Annotated in this window: 19 protein-coding genes; all 19 read left to right on the forward strand. The window is 57.0% G+C overall.

The features are described 5' to 3' along the window. Positions 1-9: 9 nt before the first annotated feature. The 19 genes from SCL_RS05885 (at position 10) to SCL_RS05975 (ending at position 20040) form a co-directional block, all read left to right on the forward strand. Positions 10-1020: an NAD-dependent epimerase gene (locus SCL_RS05885; RefSeq protein WP_096360353.1), complete on the forward strand. Its 1011-nt coding sequence runs from the start codon at positions 10-12 to the stop codon at positions 1018-1020. A 42-nt stretch (positions 1021-1062) separates the two neighbouring features. Further along, the gene (locus tag SCL_RS05890) at positions 1063-2466 is read left to right on the forward strand and encodes a mannose-1-phosphate guanylyltransferase/mannose-6-phosphate isomerase (RefSeq protein WP_096360354.1); all 1404 of its coding nucleotides are present in this window, start codon (positions 1063-1065) and stop codon (positions 2464-2466) included. 2 nt (positions 2467-2468) lie between these two features. Beyond that, positions 2469-3587 carry a GDP-mannose 4,6-dehydratase gene (gene gmd, locus SCL_RS05895; protein ID WP_096361869.1) on the forward strand — a complete coding sequence of 373 codons (1119 nt, stop codon included), beginning with the start codon at positions 2469-2471 and terminating at the stop codon, positions 3585-3587. 2 nt (positions 3588-3589) lie between these two features. After that, positions 3590-4537, forward strand: a complete 948-nt coding sequence (locus SCL_RS05900; RefSeq protein ID WP_096360355.1) for a GDP-L-fucose synthase family protein — start codon at positions 3590-3592, stop codon at positions 4535-4537. Positions 4538-4667: 130 nt separating this feature from the next. Then, positions 4668-6440 (forward strand): ABC transporter ATP-binding protein, encoded by a 1773-nt coding sequence (locus SCL_RS05905; protein ID WP_197702727.1) that lies wholly within the window; start codon positions 4668-4670, stop codon positions 6438-6440. A gap of 17 nt (positions 6441-6457) precedes the next feature. Then, positions 6458-7468, forward strand: coding sequence for an NAD-dependent 4,6-dehydratase LegB (locus SCL_RS05910; RefSeq protein ID WP_096360356.1), 1011 nt, complete (start codon positions 6458-6460; stop codon positions 7466-7468). 12 nt (positions 7469-7480) lie between these two features. Continuing rightward, entirely contained in the window at positions 7481-8656 is a 1176-nt protein-coding gene (locus tag SCL_RS05915) for a LegC family aminotransferase (RefSeq protein WP_096361871.1), read from the forward strand. Beyond that, positions 8653-9822 (forward strand): UDP-N-acetylglucosamine 2-epimerase, encoded by a 1170-nt coding sequence (gene neuC / locus SCL_RS05920; RefSeq protein WP_096360357.1) that lies wholly within the window; start codon positions 8653-8655, stop codon positions 9820-9822. Before SCL_RS05915 ends, neuC begins: the two co-directional genes overlap by 4 nt. After that, positions 9812-10930: an N-acetylneuraminate synthase gene (gene neuB / locus SCL_RS05925; RefSeq protein WP_096360358.1), complete on the forward strand. Its 1119-nt coding sequence runs from the start codon at positions 9812-9814 to the stop codon at positions 10928-10930. The genes neuC and neuB overlap by 11 nt, the downstream gene beginning before the upstream one ends. Before the next feature lie 6 nt (positions 10931-10936). Beyond that, on the forward strand, positions 10937-11689 hold the full coding sequence (locus SCL_RS05930) for a PHP domain-containing protein (protein WP_096360359.1): 753 nt from the start codon (positions 10937-10939) through the stop codon (positions 11687-11689). Beyond that, positions 11686-12729 (forward strand): ATP-grasp domain-containing protein, encoded by a 1044-nt coding sequence (locus tag SCL_RS05935; protein ID WP_096360360.1) that lies wholly within the window; start codon positions 11686-11688, stop codon positions 12727-12729. Before SCL_RS05930 ends, SCL_RS05935 begins: the two co-directional genes overlap by 4 nt. After that, positions 12720-13643 carry an NAD-dependent epimerase/dehydratase family protein gene (locus tag SCL_RS05940; protein WP_172425944.1) on the forward strand — a complete coding sequence of 308 codons (924 nt, stop codon included), beginning with the start codon at positions 12720-12722 and terminating at the stop codon, positions 13641-13643. Before SCL_RS05935 ends, SCL_RS05940 begins: the two co-directional genes overlap by 10 nt. Before the next feature lie 127 nt (positions 13644-13770). Next, positions 13771-14823 carry a nucleotidyltransferase family protein gene (locus SCL_RS05945; protein WP_096361872.1) on the forward strand — a complete coding sequence of 351 codons (1053 nt, stop codon included), beginning with the start codon at positions 13771-13773 and terminating at the stop codon, positions 14821-14823. Continuing rightward, the gene (locus SCL_RS05950) at positions 14816-15532 is read left to right on the forward strand and encodes an acylneuraminate cytidylyltransferase family protein (RefSeq protein ID WP_096360362.1); all 717 of its coding nucleotides are present in this window, start codon (positions 14816-14818) and stop codon (positions 15530-15532) included. The genes SCL_RS05945 and SCL_RS05950 overlap by 8 nt, the downstream gene beginning before the upstream one ends. Beyond that, entirely contained in the window at positions 15529-16530 is a 1002-nt protein-coding gene (locus SCL_RS05955; RefSeq protein WP_172425945.1) for a Gfo/Idh/MocA family protein, read from the forward strand. The genes SCL_RS05950 and SCL_RS05955 overlap by 4 nt, the downstream gene beginning before the upstream one ends. Then, complete coding sequence (locus SCL_RS05960; RefSeq protein ID WP_096360364.1) at positions 16527-17882, forward strand: glutamate-1-semialdehyde 2,1-aminomutase; 1356 nt, start codon at positions 16527-16529, stop codon at positions 17880-17882. Before SCL_RS05955 ends, SCL_RS05960 begins: the two co-directional genes overlap by 4 nt. After that, a complete protein-coding gene (locus SCL_RS05965; protein WP_096360365.1) occupies positions 17882-18094 on the forward strand; it encodes a hypothetical protein in 213 nt (70 codons plus the stop codon). Before SCL_RS05960 ends, SCL_RS05965 begins: the two co-directional genes overlap by 1 nt. Next, complete coding sequence (locus tag SCL_RS05970) at positions 18088-18855, forward strand: oxidoreductase (protein WP_096360366.1); 768 nt, start codon at positions 18088-18090, stop codon at positions 18853-18855. The genes SCL_RS05965 and SCL_RS05970 overlap by 7 nt, the downstream gene beginning before the upstream one ends. Before the next feature lie 63 nt (positions 18856-18918). Continuing rightward, a complete protein-coding gene (locus tag SCL_RS05975) occupies positions 18919-20040 on the forward strand; it encodes an N-acetyl sugar amidotransferase (RefSeq protein ID WP_148665004.1) in 1122 nt (373 codons plus the stop codon). Positions 20041-20055: the final 15 nt, after the last annotated feature.

Here is a 20055-nt window from a genome sequence, read left to right on the forward strand (position 1 = left end):
AACGCAAACATGAAAATCCTCATTACAGGAGTCGCCGGGTTTATCGGTTCCGCGCTTGCGCTCAGGCTGCTGGAGCGCGGCGATTCCGTGTATGGAATCGATAACATGAACAATTATTATGACGTGCATCTCAAGGAGGCCCGTCTCAAGCGCACCATCGATCATCACAAGTTCCGGTTTGAGAAGCTGGATATCGTCAACCGGAAGGGGATGGCCGAATTGTTCCGCAGGGAGAAATTCGATGCCGTCATGCATCTGGCGGCGCAGGCCGGGGTGCGCTATTCGATTACCAATCCGGACGCGTACGTTGACGCCAATCTGGTCGGCTTCGGCAATATCCTGGAAGGCTGCCGGCACAATGGCGTGAAGCACCTGGTATTCGCCTCTTCGAGCTCGGTCTATGGCGCCAATACCAGGTTGCCGTTTTCCGAGCACGACAACGTGGATCACCCCGTTTCCCTGTACGCGGCCACGAAGAAGGCGAACGAGTTGATGGCGCATTCTTATGCGCACCTGTACCAGATGCCATGCACAGGATTGAGGTTCTTCACGGTTTATGGCCCCTGGGGCCGGCCGGACATGGCGCTGTTCAAATTCACCAAGGGCATACTCGAAGGAACGCCCATCCCCGTGTTCAATCACGGCAAGATGATCCGGGATTTCACTTATATCGATGACATCGTGGAGGGAGTAATCCGCGTGATAGACCATGCGGCCCGTCCTGATCCCGCATGGACTGGTGGCGCACCCGATCCAGCCACGAGTTATGCGCCTTACCGTATCTATAATATTGGCAATAATCAGCCGGTCGAGCTGATGCGTTACATCGAGGTGCTGGAAAAATCCCTGGGCAAGAAGGCCAAACTGGAAATGCTGCCGATGCAGGATGGGGACGTGCCGGCGACCTCGGCCAATGTCGACAGCCTCGGCAAGGACGTCGGTTTCCGTCCACGCACCTCCGTCGAGCATGGAATCGGCCGCTTTGTGGAGTGGTACAAGTCCTATCACGGCGTTGCCTGAGCCGCGCCGGAATCCTGTCCCGTTGATGAGAAATACGCGTCCATGAAAATCAATCCCGTCATTCTGTCCGGTGGTTCCGGGACGCGGCTGTGGCCGCTTTCGCGCGAACACTATCCGAAACAATTGTTGTGCCTGCTGGGCGAACAGACGCTGTTGCAGCAGACGGTTTCGCGCCTCGACGGGGCGGGAAACGTGGCGGCACCACTGCTGGTCTGTAACGAAGAACACCGTTTCCTGATCGCGGAACAGTTGCGGCAGATGGGGAAGCCGCCGGCGGACATCATCCTGGAGCCGATCGGGCGCAACACCGCCCCGGCCCTGACGCTCGCGGCGCTGGCGCTGCTGAAGCACTCGCCCGATGACGCCTTGATGCTGGTGATGCCGGCGGATCATGTCATCCAGCACACGGCGAAATTCCATGACGCAGTGAAAGAGGGCGCCGCCCTGGCGGAAAAGGGACGGCTGGTGACTTTTGGCATAGTTCCCGGCGGGCCCGAAACCGGGTATGGATACATCAAGCGCGGAAAGGGCAACGACGTGGAAGCGTTCGTGGAAAAGCCGGATGCCGGGACCGCCGCGCAGTATGTAGCCTCGGGAGAGTATTTGTGGAACAGCGGCATGTTTCTGATGCTTGCTTCCGCATGGCTCGAGGAGCTCAACCGTTTCCATCCGGCGATGCTGGAGACATGCAAGGCCGCCTACGACGGCGGGAAACGCGACGCCGATTTCTACCGGGTCGACCGGCAGGCCTTCGGCAGTTGCCAGTCGAATTCCATCGATTACGCCGTCATGGAAGAAACAGAAAGGGCGGCCGTCGTGGCGCTGGACGCGGGCTGGTCGGATATCGGCGCCTGGTCGTCCCTGTGGGACGCCTCGGCTCACGATGCAGAGGGAAATGTCGTGCAAGGAGATGTGTATATGCACGCGACCCGGAATGCCCTGTTGATTTCACAGCACCGTTTTGTCGCCGCCGTCGGGCTTGATGACATCATCGTGGTGGAAACCCCCGACGCCGTGCTGGTGGCGCACAAAAACCATGCTCAGGACGTGAAGGAAGTCGTGAATCGGCTGAAAAGCGACAAACGCAGCGAATACCAGACCCACCGGCGGGTGTATCGCCCGTGGGGAACTTATGAGGGAGTCGACGCCGGTGCGCGCTTTCAGGTGAAACGCCTGGTGGTGAATCCCGGCGCATCCTTGTCGCTGCAGATGCATCACCACCGCGCCGAGCACTGGATCGTGGTCAAGGGCACAGCCCGGGTGACGCGGGGCGACGAGGTATTCATGCTTACGGAGAATCAGTCCACCTACATTCCATTGGGCACGACGCACCGGCTGGAAAATCCCGGGAATATCCCGCTCGAGATCATCGAGGTGCAATCCGGGAGCTATCTCGGCGAAGACGACATCGTGCGATTTGAAGACAAATACAACCGGACGAAATGAAAATGGCGAAGAAAGCACTGATCACCGGTATTACCGGCCAGGATGGCGCCTATCTGGCAGAATTCCTGCTCAAGAAGGGTTACGAGGTCCATGGCATCAAGCGCCGCACCTCGCTGTTCAACACCGACCGCATCGATCACCTGTATCAGGACCCGCACGTCAAGGCGCGCCAGTTTATCCTGCACTACGGCGACATGACCGATTCCAGCAGCCTGATCCGTATCGTGCAGCAGGTTCAGCCCGACGAGATTTACAATCTCGCGGCCCAGAGTCATGTGGCCGTGTCATTCGAAGAACCGGAATATACGGCCGATTCGGACGCCCTGGGTGCGTTGCGCCTGCTGGAGGCCATCCGCATCCTGGGCCTGGAAAAGAAAGCGCGTTTTTATCAGGCCTCGACCTCCGAGCTGTACGGCAAGGTGCAGGAAATTCCCCAGCGCGAGACCACGCCGTTTTATCCCCGTTCGCCTTATGCCGTGGCCAAACTCTATGCCTACTGGATCACGGTGAACTACCGTGAGGCCTACGGCATGTACGCCTGCAACGGAATCCTGTTCAACCATGAATCGCCCGTGCGTGGCGAGACCTTCGTGACCCGGAAGATCACGCGCGCCATGGCACGCATCAAGCTCGGACTGCAGGACTGCCTGTACCTTGGCAACATGAACGCCAAGCGCGACTGGGGCCATGCGCGCGATTACGTCGAGGCGCAGTGGCTGGTGCTGCAGCAGAAAAACCCGGAAGATTTTGTCATCGCCACCGGGGAGCAATACAGCGTGCGGGATTTCGTCAATGCCGTCGCCAGGGAACTCGGCATCGTTCTCGAATGGCGCGGCAAGGGCGTGAAGGAGACCGGCATCGTCAGCCAGGTGGACGGCAGCGGGAAGAACGGACCCAAAAAAGGTCATGCCATCGTCCGCGTCGATCCGCGCTACTTCCGTCCCACGGAGGTTGAAACGCTGCTCGGCGACGCATCAAAGGCGCGCAAGAAGCTTGGCTGGAAACCGAAAATCAAATTCAGGGAACTGGTGGCGGAAATGGTGCGCGAAGACCTGAAGGCGGCGGAACGTGACGAGCTGGTCAAACGGCACGGCTATTCCGCTTACAATTATCACGAATAATCATGAAACCGGACAGCAAGATTTATGTCGCCGGCCACCGCGGCCTGGTCGGTTCGGCGCTCATGCGCCGGCTTATCGCCGGCGGTTATAGCAACATCGTCACGCGAACACACGCCGAGCTGGACCTGACCAACCAGCCGTCGGTGAAGCAGTTCTTTGAAGCGGAGCGTCCGGAGTACGTATTTCTCGCCGCCGCGAAAGTTGGCGGCATCCACGCCAACAACACCTATCGCGCCGATTTTATCTATCAGAACCTGATGATCGAATCGAACATCATTCATGCCTCCTGCCGGCAAGGCGTGAAAAAGCTCATGTTTCTCGGATCGAGCTGTATTTATCCAAAATTTTCGCCCCAGCCCATGAAAGAGGAGCATCTGTTGACGGGTCTCCTCGAGCCGACCAACGAACCCTATGCCATCGCCAAAATCGCCGGTATCAAGATGTGCGATGCCTATAACCGCCAATACGGCACCAATTTCATGAGCGCCATGCCGACCAATCTTTATGGCCCGGGGGATAACTATGACCCGCAGAATTCGCATGTATTGCCGGCGCTTATTTACCGGATGCATAAAGCCAGAATGGAAGGTGCGAAAGAGGTAGTGGTGTGGGGGAGCGGTTTACCGAAACGCGAGTTCCTTTTCAGTGACGATGCGGCGGATGCCTGTGTCTATCTGATGGAAAAATATAACGCTTCCGAAATTGGCGAATTCGTCAATATCGGAGTAGGCAAGGAGATCGCCATCCATGAGCTGGCGGAGCTGATAGCTGACGTGGTTGGTTTTCAGGGAGAATTGGTGTTTGACAAGTCAAAACCTGATGGCACGCCGCGAAAGCTCCTCGATGTTTCGCGGATGCGGGCGCTCGGCTGGCAAGCCGCGACAGACTTCAGGGAAGGCATCACCAGGGCTTACACGGATTACCGGAAAAATGTCTTTAAAGCCGTTTGACCGGATCAAGAGGAATTCCATCCATCGCTGGCCATGAGATGTTGCGTGGAATCTTTTCAGCGGCACCTTGTTGAATTTTCATCACGATGACACGTTTCCAGTACCTATCGCAGCCGATAAGGCGGATCGAGTGATTCGGCAATCCACCGCGCGCAAAATCTGGGAGCTGCTGTTGCCGGCAGAACGCCAAAGAGCGGTTATATTGGCAAGCCTTATGATGATTGCCATGGTGCTGGAGATGGTCGGGGTGGGCATGGTGATTCCGGCTCTGGCGCTCCTGACGCAAAGCGATATTGCCGGAAAATATCCGGCGCTGCGGCCCACGATCGAGCTGCTCGGCAATCCAGACCAGCAAACCCTGGTGATTGGCGGGATGCTTGTGCTTGTAGGAGTTTATTTTGTGAAAAACCTGTTCATCGGTTTTCTCACATGGCAACAAAGCCGGTTTGCCTTTGGGTTGCAGGCCCGGCTTTCGCAACGATTGTTCACGGATTATCTTCGTCAACCCTATACCTTCCATTTGCAGCGAAATTCTGCACAGTTGATTCGCAATGCAACAGGGGAGGTTAACGTGTTCACGGTCAATGCCGTCGCGCCGATGATGCTGCTTCTCTCGGAGGTCCTCGTCCTCCTCGGCCTGGGCGGCATGTTGCTTGCCGTCGAGCCCATCGGTACTTTAATAATGACGTGCGTGATGGGAGTGGCCACATGGGGTTTTCTTCGTATCACGCGCGGGCATATCATGCGTTGGGGGGCGGCACGCCAGTATCACGAGGGGCTGCGTATCCAGCACCTGCAGCAAGGGCTGGGCGGCGCCAAGGACGTCAAGCTGCTTGGACGCGAGACCGAGTTCCTGGAGCAATATCGCGTACACAACGCCCAAAGCGCGCGAGTCGGGCAGTTGCAGCAGACTTTGCTGCAACTGCCGCGTCTGTGGCTGGAACTGCTGGCGGTCAGCGGGCTCGCCATTCTGGTGTTGACCATGCTGGCGCAAGGCCGTGCGCTGGAAGCCGTTCTCCCCATGCTGGGCCTCTTCGTGGCCGCGGCATTTCGACTCCTGCCATCGGTAAATCGCGTGCTGGGGGCCATGCAAATGCTCAAATACGGATTGCCGGTCATAGATACGCTGCATGCCGAACTCAATCTGCTTCCGTCGACGGTTCACGAAGCCGGGTCCACGAAAGCGTCCTTCCAGAATACCCTGGAGCTGAGAGATGTCGTTTACGCTTATCCGGGCTCGTCAGAACCGGTGATCACGAATCTCTCGTTTACCATCCATCGCGGTGAGTCCATTGGATTCATCGGATCGAGCGGCGCCGGGAAGAGCACATTGGTAGACATCTTGCTTGGCTTGCTCGCTCCTGACAGCGGAGCAGTTCTGGTGGATGGCGAGGATATCCAGCAGCGCCTGCGAAGCTGGCAGAACCATATTGGTTATGTGCCACAAACCATCTTTCTTACAGACGATACACTCCGGCGCAACGTCGCCTTCGGATTGGCGGACGAGCATATTGACGAAGCGGCTGTGCAGCGCGCCATAGGTGCCGCACAGCTGGAAGATTTTGTTAAGAGCCTGCCGGAAGGACTGGATACCCTGGTAGGAGAGCGCGGCGTCCGTTTGTCCGGTGGCCAACGCCAGCGCGTTGGCATTGCGCGTGCCCTGTATCACGATCCCAGTGTTCTGGTGCTGGATGAGGCGACCAGTTCGCTTGATACAGCCACGGAGCGTGGTGTGATGGAGGCGGTGCGCGCTCTCCAGGGGGAAAAGACTGTTCTCATTGTTGCGCACCGATTGAGCACCGTGGAACACTGCGACCGGTTGTATCGACTCGAGCGGGGGCGCGTGGCGCAGCAGGGCGCGCCGGATGCGATATTCCCCAATCGCGCAATCAACAAGACATAGGGCGAGTCAACGACGACATGGTTTCTGGATTTCGAAAAGTTCTTGTTACCGGCGCCGACGGCTTCATCGGTTCTCACCTCACGGAAGCGCTGATCAGCAAGGGTTACAATGTCCGTGCGTTTGTACTGTATAACTCATTTAACTCATGGGGCTGGCTGGACAATATCCCGAAGACGGTTCGCGACTCTCTCGATGTTTTCGCCGGCGATATCCGTGATCCACATGGCGTAAAGACCGCCATGCAGGGTTGCGACGCCATCCTGCATCTGGCCGCGCTGATCGCCATTCCTTATTCTTATCATTCTCCGGATACCTATGTGGACACCAATATCAAGGGGACGCTGAACGTGCTGCAGGCAGCGCGGGAATTGGGGGTGCGTCGCGTGATTCACACCTCCACCAGCGAGGTCTATGGTACAGCTCGCTTCGTGCCGATTACCGAGGAACATCCGCTGCAGGGGCAGTCTCCCTATTCGGCCTCGAAAATTGCTGCGGATCAGCTTGCCTACTCCTTCTATGCCTCCTTTGGTCTGCCGGTGATGATTGCCCGCCCCTTTAACACCTACGGCCCGCGACAATCGGCGAGGGCGGTGATCCCCACAATCATCACACAGATAGCCAGTGGCCAACGCCGACTCCGCCTCGGCGCGGTTACCCCGACCCGTGACTTCAACTATGTGCAGGATACCGTTGCCGGCTTTATGGCGGCCCTGGAATCCGGGAACGGGATCGGCGAAGTGGTGAACTTCGGCAGCAATTTTGAAATTTCCATCGCTGAAACGGCAAGGTTAATCGCCGAAATCATGGGCACGGAAATAGAAATCGTGTCCGATGAGGCGCGCTTGCGACCGCAAAACTCGGAAGTGGAACGGCTCCTGGCCGACAACACCAAAGCCAAAAGGTTGTTTGACTGGTCCCCGGCTTATGGTGGCCGCCAGGGGTTCAGGCGCGGCTTGACCGAAACCGCCGCATGGTTCCAGGATCCTGCCAATCTCTCCGGCTACAAGGCTGATCGCTATAACGTCTGAATGGACCCTGGTGTGAGTTCACTGGATCAGGTTTTGTTGCATGGATTGCAGAAGGTGTTGGGCGCGCCCGACCGGCTGATCGCCCTGCATGAGCCGGAATTCGGCGGAAATGAAAGCGCGCTGCTCCAGGAATGCCTGAATTCCACTTTTGTGTCCTCGGTCGGCAAATATGTCGACCAATTCGAGGCCATGTTGTCCGAGTTCACCGGCGCGAGGCACGCGGTGGCGGTGGTCAACGGCACGGCGGCGCTGCACATCGCGCTCAAGCTTGCCGGGGTGCAGGTCAACGACGAAGTGCTCGTGCCCGCGGTTTGTTTCGTGGCGACCGCGAATGCCGTTGTCCACTGTGGCGCCGTACCGCATTTCGTGGACAGTCACTTCGATAATTTGGGCGTTGATTCATCCGCCCTGGCAGAATATTTACAGGCCATCGCAGAACCGGCGCCTCAGGGCCTGCGCAATCGCCGCACCGGCCGCCGCATTGCGGCGCTCGTGCCCATGCATACCTTTGGTCACCCGGTGGACATGGCGTCATTGCTCGAAGTGAGCGAGCGCTACGGCCTGCCCGTGGTGGAAGACGCTGCCGAGTCGCTCGGCAGCACTTATCAGGGGCAGCACACAGGCACCTTCGGAAAACTGGGAGTGCTCAGTTTTAACGGCAATAAAATCATCACCACGGGCGGGGGCGGCGCCATTTTGACGAACGACGCGGAGCTGGCGCGACACGCCAAGCACCTTACCACCACCGCCAAGCGCCCCCATCGCTGGGAGTTTTTCCATGACGAAGTAGCCTGGAACTATCGTCTGCCGAACCTGAATGCCGCCCTCGGTTGTGCCCAGATGGAACGCTTGCAGGATCTTCTCGCGCGCAAGCGCGAGCTGGCGTCACGGTATCTGGCGGTGTTCGAGAATGGCGATGGTATCCGGTTCATCGCCGAACCCGCCGGTTGCCGCAGCAATTATTGGCTCAATTCGGCGCGGCTGGAAAAGCCCGATATGAAAGCCCGAGACCGGTTACTGACCGTTGCCAACGATGCCGGCTATCAGTGTCGACCGATCTGGACGCTTCTGCACAAGTTGCCGATGTACATCGATTGTCCTCGTGCCGCGCTGCCGGTGGCGGAGCGGCTGGAGGCGAGCTTGATCAATCTGCCGAGCAGCGCAAAGCTGGCGAGCCTCCGGCAGTGACCCACAAGCGAAAAATCTGCATCGTTACCGGCACCCGGGCGGAATACGGGCTGCTTTACTGGCTGATGAAGGAAGTGAGCGCGGATGCCGATATGCATCTGCAGGTCGTCGCCACCGGTACGCATCTCTCGCCCGAGTTTGGCCTGACCTATCAGCAAATCGAAGCCGACGGTTTCACCATCGACGCCAAGGTCGAGATGCTGCTGTCGTCCGATTCTCCCATTGGCATAACCAAGTCCATCGGGCTGGGCGTCATCGGCTTTGCCGATACGCTGCAACGGCTCCGTCCCGATATCCTGGTGTTACTGGGAGACCGTTTCGAGATTCTGGCGGCAGCCCAGGCGGCGATGGTGGCGAGAGTACCGATCGCCCACATATCCGGTGGCGAGACAACGGAAGGTGCGTTTGACGAAGCCATCCGTCACGCGGTCACCAAGCTGGCACAATGGCATTTTGTTGCCGCCGAGCCTTATCGGAAACGCGTGGTGCAAATGGGGGAAGCGCCGGAGCGCGTGTTCAATTCGGGCGCACCCGGACTTGACCATCTTGCCAATCTGTCCTGGCTCGATCGCTCCAGGCTGGAAAAGGACATGGGAATCACCCTGGGGAAGCCGCTATTTCTGGTTACGTATCACCCTGTTACCCTGAGCGAGGCAAGTCCGGTAGTGGCCATGAATGAATTGCTGACCGCCCTTGATCAGTTTCCCGAGGCGACCGTGATCTTCACATACCCTAACGCGGACACGGGCGGCCGCATGCTGATCGATCGCATTAATGCCTGGGCCAGCCTGCATCCAGACAGAGCAAGGGCCTTTGTCTCGCTGGGGCACCAGCACTATCTGAGCCTGATGCGCGAAGCCGATGTAATAATCGGAAATTCCTCCAGTGGAATCAGTGAAGCGCCGGCGCTCAGGAAAGCAACGGTCAATCTGGGCAATCGGCAGAAGGGCAGACTGAAGGCCACTTCGGTGATCGATGCGATGGAGACCGCTGCCGATATTACTGATGCCATTAAAAAAGCCCTTTCCGGCGAATTTCGCCGCAACCTTGCCAATACGGTGTCGCTTTACGGCGTTGGAAATGCCAGTGCCAAAATCAAGGAGATTTTGAAAACGGTTCCACTGCGCGTTCTGAAAAGTTTCTTTGATATCAAACATGAATACTGATTCGACAACCTTCATCATCGCCGAAGCCGGGGTGAATCATAATGGTTCCCTCGACCTGGGAAGGCGCTTGATAGATGTCGCTGTCGCCGCCGGTGCGGATGCCGTGAAGTTTCAAACCTTCCGCGCCGAGCAAGTCGCCAGTCGTCACGCCCCCAAGGCCGAGTACCAGGCGCATGCCACCGGCAAGACTGAAACCCAGCTCGAAATGATCCGCAAGCTCGAGCTCAGCGAGGCAGACCATGCCGCCCTGATCGCCCATGCCGGTTCACGGGGAATTACCTTTCTCTCCACGCCCTTTGACTTGCCCAGCCTGCGATTGCTCACGGAACGCTTCGGGATGAAGACCATCAAGATCCCTTCCGGGGAAATCACCAATGCACCTTTCCTGCTCGAGATTGCGCAGGTGGCAACGCGCGTGATTCTGTCCACCGGTATGAGCACCCTGGCGGAAGTGGAAGCGGCCCTGGAGATGCTGGCCTTCGGTTTCACCCGGCAATCCGGAATGGTTCCCGACCGCGATGCCATCGCCCGCAGTTTTGCCACCGCCGCCGGTCAGCAGGCATTGCGCGACCGGGTGACCTTGCTGCATTGCACCACGGAATATCCCGCCCCGTACGCCGAGGTGAACCTGCGAGCCATGGACACACTGGCGGCGGCTTTCGGCCTGCCGGTGGGTTATTCCGATCATACCCCGGGAATACACATCTCCGTGGCAGCCGTCGCCCGGGGGGCGCGAGTGATAGAAAAACACTTCACGCTGGACAGCAATCTTCCCGGACCTGACCACAAGGCATCACTGGAGCCGGATGAGCTGCGTCGGCTGGTCAGCGCTATCCGTGATGTGGAGCAGGCCCGGGGCGATGGTATCAAGCGCCCCACGGAATCTGAATGGAAGAATCGCCATGTCGCCCGTAAAAGCCTGGTGGCAAGCAGAGCGATCAAGAAAGGTGAAGTGTTTACCGCCGGGAATCTTGTCTGCAAGCGCCCGGGGAGCGGGATTTCGCCCATGCAATGGTACGCCGTGCTGGGGCGAGTCGCTCCACGCGCGTTCGACGAGGACGAGTTGATTGAACTCGACGGCGGCAACAATGAGTCCAGGCCGGACTGACGGGGCATGATTAAAATACCTGACACGGAAGATTCATCCGGCATGACCGGGCCGCCGCTTGTATTTGAGGCTCGGGCCCTCGATTTATCCCGGTTGCCTCGCATTGATTCACATTTGCATACCTCGTGGACGGACGGCAAGGCAACCGTGGCCGAAACCTATCAGCGCGCCGTTGAACTTGGTCTGGAGGTGATTCTCTACAGTGAGCACAGCCGGAAGACGAGCACGGACTGGTTTTCCCGGTTTGCCGAAGAGGTGCGGTCTTTGCCGGCTGCGCCATGCCGGGCGTATGTAGGTACCGAGGTGAAGATTGAGTCGCTTGATGGCGAGATCGATACCATCCCGGCAATCAGCGATCTGTGCGATTTCATCATGGCCAGCGTGCATCGCTTCCCCGATGGTCGCGGCGGTGCCATCCCTTTTGGCGAGGTCAATCCCGACGAGGCGGTTGACAGGGAATTCGCCCTGTCGTGGGCGGCGCTGGAAAATCCCAAAATCGATATTCTTGGTCATATGTTCGGGATGAGTTACCGGCGATACAAGGTCACGCCTCCCGATGAGAAAATCCGCGCCCTGATTGCGCGCGCGGCTGAATACGGGGTCGCGGTCGAGGTGAATTCCCATTATCACCCAAACCCATTCCAGTACATCGAATGGTGCAGAGAGTATGACGCCCGTATCACATTCGGTTCCAATGCCCACAGCCTGGAGAAGATCGGAGAAATCATGCGGCAATTGGGCGCGGAGCGCGCAAGATGAGGCGGCACTGCCGTGTTCTGGTGACGGGCGCAGGAAGCGGTGTCGGCCAGGGCATCATAAAGGCTTTGCGTATTTCCAGGCTGCCTTTGACGATCATCAGTGGCGACATCGCGCCGATGAACGCGGCCTTGTACCGGGCTGATGAGGCGATTCTCCTGCCCAAGGTTGAATCGCCGGGCGCGCTGGAAACCATCGTTGGCATCCTGTCGCTGCATCGCATCGATGTCGTCATGGTCGGGTCAGAGTTCGATTTGAATTTCTTTTCAGAAAACAGGGATCTGCTCCTGACTCGTGCCGGCACGCTGGTGATTGCCGCATCCTTCGAGACCGTACGCATAGCGGAAGACAAATGGCTTACCGCGGAATTTCTTCGTCAACATGGATTACCATATGCCGAGTCATGCCTCCCTGGCGGGCTTGACGAAGCCGTCAGGCTTGCCGAGAGCTGGGGTTATCCGGTGGTGCTCAAGACCCGGCGTGGCACGTCTTCCCGCCACGTGCATATTCTTCAGAATTCCCTGATGCTGGAAAAATACTGGGACGGGACCCCAGAACCCATGCTCCAGCGAGTCGTGGACGTTCCTGTTTCGGAGCTGGGCAACGAATATACCTGCAGTGTGTTCAAAACAGCCAATGGCTCCTTGCTTGGCCCGTTCACGGCACGGCGGACACTGCGTGGCGGGACATCGTGGCACGTGGAAGTTGATCGTTTTGAATTTCTCGACGATCTGCTGCTTGCCATCGGAAGGCTTCTTGATTTCTCCGGTTCCCTGAATATCCAGCTGATGGTTGGGCCGGCCGGCCCGGTTCCTTTCGAGCTGAATGCGCGCTTTTCAGGCACAACCGCGATCCGGGCCCAATTCGGATTCAATGAACCGGCGATGTCGTTGAAGGCGTTTTTTTACGGCGAAGAGCTGGATCCGCCGCAAATACGCCGCGGCATGGCCATGAGGTATAACGAGGAAGTTTTCATCGATGACGTAAGCGCGGGAGATCTCACGCCGGGCACTCATAAGGGGTATGTCAACTCGTGGTTTTGAGCGCCGTTGCCCTGACCGGTGCGACTGGAATGCTGGGCCGCCATGTCGTATCCGCGCTTGAATCGCAGGGCATCCGGGTGTTGTCGTGCGCGCGCGTCGCGCGACAGGGGAAAGATTCTGCCGACCGCAGGATCTGGGATCTTGGCCAGTGGCGGTCCATGGATGAAATGGACGCCCTGTTTGAAGGGGCGCAGGCCATTGTTCATGCGGGAGCAATGGTCCCCGGCAATTCCAAGCTGCCGGGCGAAGCAGAGCTATTCGACGTCAACGTCAGGGCATGCCTGAATCTGGGAGAATGGGCGCTGGCTCGTTCCGTGCCGGTTGTTCATGTATCGGGCGCCATTGTCTACGCCGAACAAGACCGCGAAAATATCGATGAGTCGGCGCCGACAGGCTATACGGGCTTCGGCGGATTTTACGGCCTGACAAAAGTCCTTGCCGAGGATATTTTTCAGCGCTTGCAGCAACGAGGACTGCAAGCGGCCGTTCTGCGACCATCCTCGATTTATGGAGCCGGGCTTTCTCCGACGAAGATGTTGAGAAAATTTCTCGCGACGGCTGCAGCCGGCGGCACTATTGAACTGGTACCGCCCATTGAGGATAGAATCGACCTGATTCATGCCGCTGATGTGGCCGCCGCCGTTGCAGCCGTGCTGAAGACAGGCGCGTGGACTACCTTCAATCTTGCTTCCGGACATCCCTCGACAGTCCGGGAGATCGCCGATGCCTGCCTGGCAGTAACCGGGAAAGGAGACATACAAGTCCGGGGCGACGTGAAGAATGCGAGAACACCCGGTGTTCGTTTTTCGCTGAATTGTGAACGTGCGAATCGGGCGCTGGGCTGGTCACCCGGGGTCAGCCTTCACCAGGGCATGGCAGCGTTGTTTGAAAACAGAGTGCTGACGCCGGGATAGCCCTTGCCCGAATCTTGTTGTTTGCATGGGACCGTCATTTTCCACTCCGGTGGATTGAATTACGACTTCTTCGCGGTTCACGGCTGTGTTTAAGGAATTCTGACTTGAGATAAGGACTTTAATCTTGATTCCCCACTGGAAAGATATTGTTGTTTCTCCGGACGCACCCCTGGAAGAGGCTATTTCGCGGATCGATGCCTCCGGCATTCAAGTCGCGCTGGTGCTTTCTGCCGATGGACGCCTGGAAGGAATGCTTACCGATGGCGACATCCGGCGCGCCATACTGCGCGGTCAGAACCTCCGGACACCGACAAAAGAGGTAATGAATCCCAAACCCACGGCGGTGCTGGCCCTGACACCCCGGGAAGAAATGCTGGCCTTGATGCGCCGTCAGGTTTTTCACCACCTTCCCTTGATCGACGAGAGCGGCAGGGTTGTGGGTTTGGCGACCCTGGATGAATTCATCGGGGCCGTGGAGCGCCCCAACTGGGTGGTGCTGATGGCCGGTGGCCTGGGGACACGACTGCATCCGCTGACTGAAGATTGTCCCAAACCATTACTGTCTGTCGGGGGCAAGCCGATTCTTGAAACCATTCTCCAGAGTTTTGCCGAGCAGGGTTTCAAACATATCTTCCTTTCCGTGAATTACAAGGCAGAGATGATCCGGAATTATTTTGGCACAGGGGAAAAGTGGGGGGTGCAAGTCCATTATCTTCACGAAGGCAGCCGTCTGGGCACGGCAGGCGCGCTGTCACTTTTGCCTCAGGCGCCCACGACGCCGCTGATCGTGATGAACGGTGATTTGCTGACGCGCGCGAACTTCGACGGGCTGTTGAAATTCCACGCCGAGCATGGCGCGGCCGCGACCATGGCGGTGCGTGAATACGATTTTCAGGTGCCGTATGGCGTGGTCAATCTCGATAAACACCGGATCACGAGTATCGAGGAGAAGCCGGTGCACCGTTTCTTCGTCAATGCCGGCATCTACGTGCTGTCACCCGATGTGCTCGGCCGCCTTCCGGCAAAAAGTTTCTTTGATATGCCCACACTGTTTGAGCAGTTGATCGGCGCCAGGGAAACGACCGTCGCGTATCCGCTGCGGGAATACTGGCTGGACGTCGGCAGACTGGAGGAATACGAGCGGGCCCAGAGAGAGTGGAGCGGGGGAGACAATGATTGACGGCAGGCGCGTGCTCGGATTGATCCCGGCGCGAGGCGGAAGCAAGGGGCTGCCTGGAAAAAATATCCGTCCGTTATGCGGGAAACCTCTCATCGCGTGGACGATCGAGAAGGCGTTGAAATCCAGATACCTGGACAAGGTCCTGGTCAGCACGGACAGCCCTGAAATAGCCGCCATCGCGACAGGCAGCGGGGCATCCGCGCCTTTTCTGAGGCCCGCTGAATTGGCGACGGACACCGCGCCGACGCTCGACGTGGTCAAGCATGCACTTTCATACTGTCGCGAGCAGGAAAATCGTGAGTATGACTACGTGGTATTGCTTGAACCCACCTCGCCGTTGCGCGAAGACGACGACATAGACAACATGCTTTCCCGGCTTCATGCAAAGGCTGATGAGTTCGATGCGATCGTGAGCGTCGGTGAGGTCAATGAGCATCCGTCGATCATGAAGCGGCTGGTCGACGGCCGGATTCAGCCTTTTTATCCTGAAATCAGCCGGACCACGCGCCGCCAGGACAATGCCCCGGCCTACTTTCCCTATGGCGTGGCTTACATAGTCAAAACGAACATACTTTTGGCGGAAGGAACTTTCTATCCCGAACGTTGTACCTACTATTGCCTTCGTCGCTACCAGAATTACGAAATTGACGGGATTTACGATTTCCTTTGCGTGGAGAATATAATGAGATACGAATGGAGTCTGCGATGAAGTTTCTGATCGTCGGTCTGGGATCCATGGGAAAGCGCCGGGTGCGCAACCTTCGGGCTTTGGGCCGGACGGAGATCGCCGGCTTCGACCAGCGCGCCGATCGCCGGAATGAGGTGATTGCCAAGTATGGCATCCCGGTTTACGACAGTTTCGAGGAAGCTGTCGCCGGTCATAAACCGGACGCGCTGATTATCTCTACCGGGCCAAAACACCACATGGATTATGCGTGGGATGCGTGTGATCGCGGCCTTCCCTGCTTTATCGAAGCCTCGGTGGTTGAAGCAGATCGCATCCTGGGCCTGCATAACCGCATCCAGAACACCGGTATCATCATGGCGCCGTCTTGCACGATGCGCTATTCCGATGGGCCGCGTCATATCAAGAAACTTATCGCCGCCGGAGTCATTGGCAGACCGCTCAATCTCAATTATCTGACAGGTCAGTATCTGCCGGATTGGCACCCGTGGGAAAACATCGGAGATTTCTACGTGTCTGACCGCGAAACCGGCGGCTGCCGGGAGATCGTCCCATTTGAGCTCACTTGGATAAACGACGTATTCGGCGACCCCGAGCCTTTGGCCTGCGTGAAAAGCAAGCTCACTGACATGAACGCCGATATCGACGACGTTTATCACTGCCTGTTGCGCTATCCGGGCGGCCTGCTGGCCAATTTGACTGTCGAGGTGATATCGCGCCCCAAGGCCACGCGCGAATTGCGCGTGCTCGGCAGCATGGGGGAACTGGTGTTCAGCGCGGACGAGAATTGCGTGCGGTATATTCGCGTCGGGGATGATCAATGGACACGTTTTGATCTTTCCGGCGGCACCGTGGAGACGGGCTATATCAATCCGGAAGAGCCTTATATTGCCGAGATGGCAGATTTCGTGTCGGCCCTTGAAAAGCGCGATCCGTCAATTTTCCCCAACACCCTGAAAGATGATTGGCGGGTATTACAGAACCTGTATCGTCTGGAACAGTTGAGCGAGCACATTGCATGAATAACCAGGAACGTCTGTTACGAGTCATACCCGGTGGCGCACACACATACTCTCGCGGGTTCGACCAGTTTCCCTCCAACGCGCCCCAAATCCTCGAGCGGGGTGAGGGCGCCTATGTCTGGGATCCGGAAGGAAACAAGTATCTTGACTATGGCATGGCTTTGCGGGCGGTTACCCTCGGTTATGCCTATCCTTCGGTGGTCGAAGCCGCCTACAGGGAGATCCTCAAGGGGAATAACCTGACCCGGGCATCCACGACCGAGCTGCGGGCCGCGGAACTCATCGTCGATCTGATTCCTTCGGCCGACATGGTCAAGTTTGCCAAAAACGGTTCGAATGTCACCACGGGCGCCGCCAAGGTGGCGCGCGCCTACACCGGCCGGCGTTATATCTGCATCCCGCGACAGCATCCGTTTTTTTCCTTTGACGACTGGTTCATCGGCACAACGGCCCTCACGCGAGGAATACCTTCAGACCACGCCGCATCAACCCTGGTTTTTGATTACGGAAACATCGCTTCTCTGGAAAAGCTTTTTAACGAGCATCCGGGTCAGATCGCCGGTGTCATGCTCGAACCCGCGACTACGCTGCTACCGTGCCCGGCGGCGTGTCAGCACAAGCTGTCGTATGAAAACCCCTGCCATCAATGTCGGCATAACGGATCGAACTTTTTGCATGCCGTTCAGGGTTTGTGCCGCGCCAATGGCGCCTTGTTCATACTGGACGAGATGATTACCGGCTTCCGCTGGCACCTCCAGGGCGCTCAAGTCTATTTTGGCGTTGAGCCGGATCTCAGCACATTCGGCAAGGGCATGGCGAACGGCTTTTCCGTGGCGGCACTGGTCGGTCGCCGCGAAATCATGGAAGTCGGATCCATCAGCCAGCCGGGCGCGGAGCGCACCTTTTTGCTGTCCACCACCCACGGCGGCGAGATGTCCGGACTTGGAGCCTTTATTGAAACAGTGAAGGTGTACCGTGAACGGGATGTGTGCCGGCACCTTTGGCATTACGGTGAAAAACTGCGCGAAGGCCTGTTAAGCGCGGCGAAAGACTGCGGTTTGCAGAATCATTTCAGTCTGGACGGCGCGCCCGTTCTGATGAATTACGTGACACGCGATGCCAATGGCGCGGTTTCCATGGAGTTTCGCACATTGTTCAGCCAGGAAATGGTGCGTCGCGGGGTGCTGATGCCGTGGATCACTCTCAGCCTGGCTCATGGCGACCATGAATTGGATCTCACTCTCCAGGCGGCGCGAGGTGCGTTCTCGGTCTATGCCAAGGCATTGACTGACGGTATCGGGAAATATCTTGAGGGTCCCGCCGTGAAGCCGGTATTCCGTAGATTCAATTGATGCGCATAGCCCTGATCTCCCTGGAGCAACAATGGCTGGACAAGGCCGGGAATTTCAGCCGTTGTCGAGAAATGGCCCACGGAGCCGCGCTGGAATTGGACATCTGCGACATTGATGCCGCAGAAACCGCACGCTATCGGGGGAGCTTTCCCACCGTCCGCGACAAACGCTATGCCCTGTATCGACAGCTTTTTGGTACTCACGCATGTTGAACGGAAAGGTGGTGGTGATTACTGGAGGGGCGGGCCTGTTGGGACGTGTATTTTCTGCGGCGGTTGCCGACGCGGGTGGAGTTGCCGTCGTTGCCGATGTCAATTTGACCGCGGCCGAGCGTGTGGCGCAGGAGATCAACAACGCGCGCCCCGGCGGCGCAGCACCCGCGCAGCTGGATATCAGCGATCCCGAATCGGTAAATTCACTGATCGAGCTGCTCCACGGACGTCATGGCCGGATAGATGCGGTGGTGAATAACGCCTATCCCCGCAATAAAAACTGGGGTCGCAAGCTGGAAGATGTGGCTTACGGGGATTTTTGCGAAAACATGGACATGCACCTGGGTGGATACTTTCTCGTGATGCAGCGTTTCTCGCTGTATTTCAAATCACAAGGTTTCGGGAACATTGTGAATCTGGCATCCATCTACGGCACCATGGTTCCGCGGTTTGAAATATACGCCGGAACCAGGATGACGGTGGCCGTGGAATACGCCGCAATCAAGTCCGCGATCATCCAGTTGACGCGGTATTTCGCGCAGTATTTCAAGCATGACGGCGTGCGTTTCAACTGCATATCCCCGGGCGGGATACTGGACAATCAGCCGGAAAGTTTCCTGAAGCACTATAACGGTCATTGCGGCACGAAAGGCATGCTGGATTCAAAGGACATCTCCGGGACCTTGATATATCTGTTATCCGATGCCTCCCGTTACGTGACGGGTCAAAACATTATTATCGATGATGGCTTTGCGCTCTAGCGCGGGAATTCCCGGGAGGGATTGGCCATTGGCGAAACAGTCTGATTTCAATAGGGACGAATTGTGAAAGACAAATCTAAACTGGTTTATTGCGCCAGGTGTTTGATGCCCAATACGCGTCCGCGTATTCAATATGACGCAAACGGTGTCTGCAACGCGTGTTTGTGGGCCGAAGAAAAAAAGAAGATTGACTGGAAGCACCGCTGGGAAGAGCTCGAGGCGGTCTGCGAGAAACACCGTGCGCGCAATAAAAATAATTTCGATGTGATCGTTCCATACAGCGGCGGCAAGAATGGCGCGTATATCGCCTACACGCTGAAGGAAAAACTGGGCATGCACCCATTGTGCGTCACGATACGTCCGCCCATGGAGGATCCAATTGGAATACAGAACATCAAGAATTTTCTCGAACGGGGCTATGATCATCTGATGATCACGCCTAATCGTCTCGTCGAAAGGGCCATTGACAGGGAAAACTTCGTAAATAAGGGGATTCCGATGCATGCCTTCATGATTGCCGTGCAGACGGCGATCATGCGAACCGCCGTGAACTACGATATTCCCTTTGTCATGTTTGCGGAAGAAGGAGAGACGGAATACGGGGGATCGACGAAATTGAAGAATCGGCATACGTATGATGTCGAAGACGGTATAAATCTGTATTTGAGCGGGGTCGATCCGGCTAAATACCTGGATAGCTTTTCAGAAAAGGAATTATACTGGTTTCAGTATCCCTCGCCGGAACGAATCAGCGCGCTGAAGCCGGAGATTTCCCATTGGTCCTATTTTGAGGATTTTGTAAATTACAAACATTATCTGGTGGCAAAGGAAAAACTCGGACTCCAGGAGCGCTTGGAGAGGAATATCGGCGCCATAGAGAATTTCTCGGCGACAGACACGGACATCATCCATTTGTATTTTTACCTGATGTATATCAAGTTCGGGTTTGGCAGAACCACAAGCGAGATCGGCAACGAGATACGGCGTGGCGCCATGACCCGGAAGCAGGGCTTGAATATAGTGAAGAAATTCGATGGTGAGTATCCGGAAAAACACATTCCTTCCTATTTGAAATATTATGACATGAGCCGCGAAGAATTCGATTCCGTGATAGACAAATGGGCGAACAAGGAACTTTTCGAGAAGGTGGATGGACGCTGGGTTCCCGTCTTTGAGCCCTGCTAGGGAGAAGCCGTTTAA

This window comes from Sulfuricaulis limicola, from assembly GCF_002355735.1.
Lineage (GTDB): Bacteria > Pseudomonadota > Gammaproteobacteria > Acidiferrobacterales > Sulfurifustaceae > Sulfuricaulis > Sulfuricaulis limicola.